The organism is Moorena sp. SIO3B2, assembly GCF_010692525.1.
In the GTDB taxonomy this organism is placed as follows: domain Bacteria; phylum Cyanobacteriota; class Cyanobacteriia; order Cyanobacteriales; family Coleofasciculaceae; genus Moorena; species Moorena producens.
Map to the genome: position 1 here is coordinate 1 of NZ_JAAHHE010000409.1, position 4,985 is coordinate 4,985.

The following is a 4,985-nucleotide window of genomic DNA, read 5'->3' on the forward strand; positions in this document are numbered from 1 at the left end:
ACACAATGAGCAAAAATGCTATATGTAACAGTTTTCTCTCCCATGAGGAAGGGATCCCCCTAAATCCCCCTTAATAAGGGGGACTTTGAGGCTATGAAGCGTACCTCATCAATGGGATCAACGCGCTGATAACATTTCTCATAGTAATGAAGTACACAAGATTTTTTCCCTCTTCTCTCTTGCCTCTTGCCTCTTGCCTCTTGCCTACTCCCGACTCCCGATTCCCGATTCCCGATTCCCGATTCCCTACTCCCGATTCCCGATTCCCGATTCCCGATTCCCGATTCCCGATTCCCTACTCCCGATTCCCTGTTCCCTGTTCCCTGTTCCCTATTCCCTTACTGTCCAAACAATTACCAAAAAATAATCATGTTACCAGCTATTACGATTACCACTGAAGATATTCTTCGCCAAGTCAAGCTATCTTGCCAAATCCCAGAAATTCTTGAAGGGCTTGTTACCCGCAAGATTATTGCTGCTACTGCGGAAAGTGCTGGCATCGGTGTAGAAATTGAAGACCTTCAACAGGCAGCCGACCAATTCCGGTTAATGAACAAACTTGAAAATTCAGAAGACACTTGGGCATGGCTGCAACAACACAGTATGTCTTTAGATGATTTTGAAGAAATAGTCTATACTAATTTGATAGCTAATAAGTTAGTTCAACATCTGTTTGCTGATAAGGTTGACCCCTATTTCTTTGAACATCAGCTGGATTATGCTGCAGCAGTTATTTACGAAGTGGTTTTAGATGATAAAGACCTAGCCATGGAACTGTTTTATGCCCTCGACGAAGGGGAGACAAGTTTCTATGAGATTGCTCACGAATACATCCAGGATACTGAGTTACGGCGCTCTGGAGGATATCGGGGAATCGTTAAGCGTCACGAGTTTAAGCCGGAAATTTCTGCGGCTGTGTTTGCGGCTGAGCCGCCACAGTTGCTTAAACCGATTGTGAGTTCTCAGGGAGTGCATCTAATTTTGGTTGAGGAGATTGTTAAATCGGAATTGGATGGGAAGTTGCGTGCTCAGATTGTGTCTGATTTGTTTACTGGGTGGTTGAAGGGACAGATTGGGGAAGTTGAAGTTATTAAGCAAATAGAGTAGATACTAAATAGTGGGGTGGAGTTACTTACTACAAGAGCGAGAGCGTTTTCGCAACAGAACCATTCAACGGTACTCTACTCCCAAATCAGCACTGAAGGCAACAATTCTGGAGATGCTAAGCGTAACAACTGATACCCTACCCCTGCTGTACCTCGGAAAAAACTAGGGTTAAACAGCGAGTTAGGGAAATCAAAGAAAAAAGTATATCCTCCATGTTCTTTTGACCTTTCTACTACCCATGCTGCCTGCTTCCTAGCAGTTTTAAGCCAATTTTGGTTGCCAAGTTTTTGGGAGGCGACGACAAATAGTTCGGTTCTGCCTAATATCCCGCAACAAAGATGGTCTATATCTCTACTCGGTCTGCTGTAGTTCTGCGTGGTTTCCAAAGCTATCTCAATGTCAGCATAATTTTCTTCTATTTTTAGAATGGATAAACTTGCCAAACGTGCTAATCCAATGCCAACACTTCCGTGACACCAGGTGTGCATGAAGCTAATTTGATTAGTTTTCTCCAAGAAACGGAAATCTGGCCAATTTCGGGCAGATTGGTCAAAGACACTCCGCTCATATTCAATTCCCTCTTGTGCTGCTTCCAAATAAGCAGTGTCTGCTGTAGCAGCATATAACCGCAATAAGGCCAAAGCATTACCCGCTGCACCGTGAGAAAATCCCGTTAAAGGGATTTTACAAATTGTCTTCCACGCCCTCGGGACAGTATTACTTCGTTTTGATAAGAGACGATTGCCACAGGCGATCGCTGTATCCAATATAGCTGGCTCACCTGTTTCTTGGTAGAGGGATAATAAGCCCAGAATTGCCCCAGCTACTCCACCCAAAATATCCAACGTTTGGTCACCAGCGATCGCCTGTGGAGAGATCAGTTTTGCTGCCTGCTGGGCATCTTTGAGGAGGGCTGGCTCTTGGAGAAACTGACTAATTTTAACCAGACTGTAAATTATCCCACCCAATCCTGCCACACCGAGTCCAGACTGAATTAATCTTCCGGTAGTTTTAGTGTTCTGAAGAGACTGGCGTAAAGGAGAGAGAGCTGCTAGAGCTACTTTTTGAAATTCGCTTTTGCCAGTAAGTTTTGCTAAGGCTGCTAGAAATAGGCTAACTCCAGCGCGCCCCTGATATAAAGAATCATCCAACGCCTGGAGTTGATAGCGCTTGGCATTAAACATATACTCTATGGCAATCCAGTTGCAGCTGTCATTATTTATAATCGCATTGGCGATAAGACGATTGCCAATTGAGAGTGCCTCTTGCTGTAGTTGTTCAGGGGTAAGTGGGAGAAATTGATAAGAATCCGCCTGGGGTGCAACATTCTTTTTTGTCAGATGAGCAAACCTGGCCAAAAAACTTCCCCGAATTAATTTAATTTGCAGGGCTAAATCTTGTTGATCCAGACTCTGAAGCCTAGAAATTAGTTGTTGGTAACTAGAAGTTTTGAAAAAGTGCTTGATGGGTTGGTCTAGTCCAACATCTAAGGTATCCTTATTACAGGATACGGTGAAATAGGGAATGTCTTGCTGTTGTAAAGATTTGATTTCCGCTGGCAAAGTTACCCAAGCTTCCGGTTTTTCTTCAGCAGTTAAGTAGGTTCGACTGAGAGTGTCTATTCCAATACTATAGTCAACTCCGCTACGCAAATATTGTGGGTTGAGGCTATGCTTACAGATAACACTATAGGCCCTAGCTGGGCGCAGAATAAATCGAGAATTTAATGATTTTAAGCCTGATAGAATACTATTCTCGGTTAGGAGAGTTTCCCTATGTTTGATTAGGAGGCGATACATCTCCTCAAAACCCGTCACTACCTCTTCAAGGTAGTCATTGGGGCAGACGGTTTCCTCTTCTAGCACGACGACATTATTCCGAGGCGGAATAATAGTAGTTTTGGGAGTTAATTGCATCCCATCTGTGTTAATAAATTTCCACTCTATTGAGGAATTAATTTGCTGGGGGTAAATACCGCCAATATCACTATAGTCTCGAGTATTTGCTGAGGCTAAATTACCTTCCCAAGAAGGTAAAAAGCCTGTCTTTATAACTGAGTATTTGAACCAGTTTTCTGATTCACTAAAACTTTTTTCTATAGGAGACATTAAGGTGTCAACATTGATGATAATTGGATATTCACGGCTGGCAATGACATTGGTCTTGTGAGATTTACTTGAGCCTAAGACATAGAGGAGAGATAATAGCATTCCTGCTCTTTTGTAGAAGCGTTGGACTGCAGCTTTATCTTCACAAGGTTGCTGCTCAACAAATTTAACCCAGCCATATCCCTGACGATTAAGAATCTTGGTTAGTTGGAAGGGTAAAGAGGTATCCTTTTGGTTGCACCAGTCTAGCAACTGGTTGAAAGCAACATCTAGACCCAAATCTTTGGGCTTATATACCACTTTTACACCCGAGGAGAAGGTAAGAACTGATACAGAGCGTCCCCCATTATGAGGTTCTGAGAAAGCAGTCTCAACATTTTCAACTTTTCCTAAGCTTTTGCGGTCAGAAAAGATAAGTTCAATTGCCGATAAATCTTCTTGTAGACGTTGGATAAATTCAGTAGTAGATTCTACCCATAAGTTAATAGTTGTGGCTATCAAGCGAGCCAGGACTGGGTATTGCTGAAAAAATGCCAGTCCCCCATCTTGGAGAAGGTTTTGGATCAAGGCGCAATACAAAGCTTTACTTTGGCTTTCTTGGGAATCGATCTTTTCATAAGAGGGCTGACTTTCCCGAAATTTGTAAAATTCAAATAGTAAGGTTTTTGCCCCTAAATCAACCAGTTTTTGTAGGAGGCTCCTTTCTAGGGCTTTCCAGGCTTCTCGACTCAGCAATTCCAGAGGGCGAGTTGCCGATAAACCAGTGTATAGTTTCCGCTGTGCTACTAGGATAAAGGGAAGATAAAAATCTTCAAAAGGTAAGGGATTTTGGGAGTCAATTGGTGATTTATATTCTCCCTCTATACCGAGTAAGGTAATTGCGCCACTTTCAATTAATTCTTTCAGGGTTTCCGCCCAAGGTGGCAAAGTAGGATTATCAATCACATCCGCTGTTCCCAGTAAAATACGGACTGTGTTTAAGTCCCATCCATTCCACTGAAGGCGCTTCTTAAGTCTGTCTTCTCCTCCCAGGAGTTTACACCAGGTTTTGAGGCGTTCTTCAATGAGATTTTGGTCAAGCTTATGGGGATTAAAATCCCGTTCAAAAGGACAATTTAAGCACTCTGAAAGAAAGGCTGCATTGGTAGCTATAGTAGCTATTTGTGATAATTCTACTGCTGTTATTTCCATACTCAGTTCATTTATAGCAATTATCATAGCTATGAGGTACAAAGTTCTGGTTTTTCAGGGAACAGGGAATAGGGAATAGGGAAAAGATAATAGAGATCACTGCATCAATATAGGGAATCAACATCAAATAAAACTGTACCTCATAACTGCGATAAACGCTATATCGGAGATTTTGTCCCGTTCGCTCAAATAAATAAATGAATAATCTCTTGAACCTGGTAGTGCTGCGAATCAGGGAGGTTTAACCTCCCTAATCCATGTCACTGGTGCCAGGTATCGAAACCGCTGCAACTCCTGCTGTAGGAAACTTGACACAAGGCTGAAGCCCTTTTGTGTGTGACTACTCCCTGTGCTAAGCTTAAGCTATAGGCTGCAAATGGATCAGAAAACTTCAGTGCCTGTAGGGCAGTTACCAGGATGTGAAGTGGGGAATGGAGAAGGGCACTCCGAACCCCCTGCTAGTTCAAGTTCGTTGTCTTGGAGATCCTTGATAAAACTTTCAGAATCACCGAACAACTCAGCACCAGCAGGTTTGATGTTATTAACTTTGATGTTAGCCATTTGAGTTTTGCTCCAATA

Annotated in this window: 3 protein-coding genes and 1 pseudogene; 2 read left to right on the forward strand and 2 right to left on the reverse strand. The window is 42.7% G+C overall.

Annotated features, from left to right (window positions below):
• Positions 1-146: 146 nt before the first annotated feature.
• A complete protein-coding gene (locus F6K38_RS34825) occupies positions 147-398 on the forward strand; it encodes a hypothetical protein (protein WP_287359678.1) in 252 nt (83 codons plus the stop codon).
• The gene (locus tag F6K38_RS34830; RefSeq protein ID WP_287359679.1) at positions 370-1,107 is read left to right on the forward strand and encodes a peptidylprolyl isomerase; all 738 of its coding nucleotides are present in this window, start codon (positions 370-372) and stop codon (positions 1,105-1,107) included. The genes F6K38_RS34825 and F6K38_RS34830 overlap by 29 nt, the downstream gene beginning before the upstream one ends.
• Positions 1,108-1,181: 74 nt before the next feature.
• On the opposite strand, the gene F6K38_RS34835 is transcribed toward F6K38_RS34830, so the two are convergent.
• Both F6K38_RS34835 and F6K38_RS34840 read right to left on the reverse strand, forming a co-directional pair.
• Positions 1,182-4,433 (reverse strand): type 2 lanthipeptide synthetase LanM family protein, encoded by a 3,252-nt coding sequence (locus F6K38_RS34835; RefSeq protein WP_008178757.1) that lies wholly within the window; start codon positions 4,431-4,433, stop codon positions 1,182-1,184.
• 354 nt (positions 4,434-4,787) lie between these two features.
• Positions 4,788-4,985 (reverse strand): annotated as a pseudogene (locus F6K38_RS34840) (hypothetical protein); the annotation flags it as partial.

Coding starts and splice junctions, on each gene's coding strand:
- F6K38_RS34825 (WP_287359678.1), top strand. CDS start 147: ATGAAGTACACAAGATTTTTTCCCTCTTCTCTCTTGCCTCTTGCCTCT.
- F6K38_RS34830 (WP_287359679.1), top strand. CDS start 370: ATGTTACCAGCTATTACGATTACCACTGAAGATATTCTTCGCCAAGTC.
- F6K38_RS34835 (WP_008178757.1), bottom strand. CDS start 4,433: ATGATAATTGCTATAAATGAACTGAGTATGGAAATAACAGCAGTAGAA.